Below are 430 nucleotides of genomic sequence, written 5' to 3'. Positions count from 1 at the left end.
CGGGATCACACCTGGTCCAAACCTGAGTAAGCGCAGTCTTGAACACCGAATATACCCGTACCTTCTTAGAAACTTGAAGATTACACACCCTAATCACGTGTGGGGTATTGACATTACTTATATCCGGCTTCAAAAAAGTTGGATGTACCTGGTGGCGCTCATTGACTGGTATTCCCGCTATGTCGTTAGCTGGGAGATAGACCAAACCCTTGAGATCGACTTTGTGCTGGAAGCAGTGAAACGGGCATTCTTAGTCGCCAGGCCAGAGATCTTAAACAGTGATCAGGGCAGCCATTTTACCAGTCCCAAATACACGGATCTGGTGCTTGAGAACACGATTAAAATCAGCATGGACGGCAAAAAAAGAGCCCTTGACAATATCATTACCGAAAGGCTTTGGCGAACCATCAAGTATGAGGAAGTATATTTA

General features: G+C 45.6%; 1 protein-coding gene. It reads left to right on the top strand.

What is annotated here, in order from left to right; all coding sequences use genetic code 11:
* The coding region (locus IC21_RS03120) for a DDE-type integrase/transposase/recombinase (protein WP_035180450.1) at window positions 1–430 on the top strand (430 nt) is incomplete at both ends.

Source organism: Heyndrickxia coagulans DSM 1 = ATCC 7050 (genome assembly GCF_000290615.1).
GTDB lineage: Bacteria > Bacillota > Bacilli > Bacillales > Bacillaceae_C > Weizmannia > Weizmannia coagulans.
The sequence above is the reverse complement of the archived record's forward strand: the minus strand, read 5'-3'. Positions and strand labels throughout refer to the sequence as shown.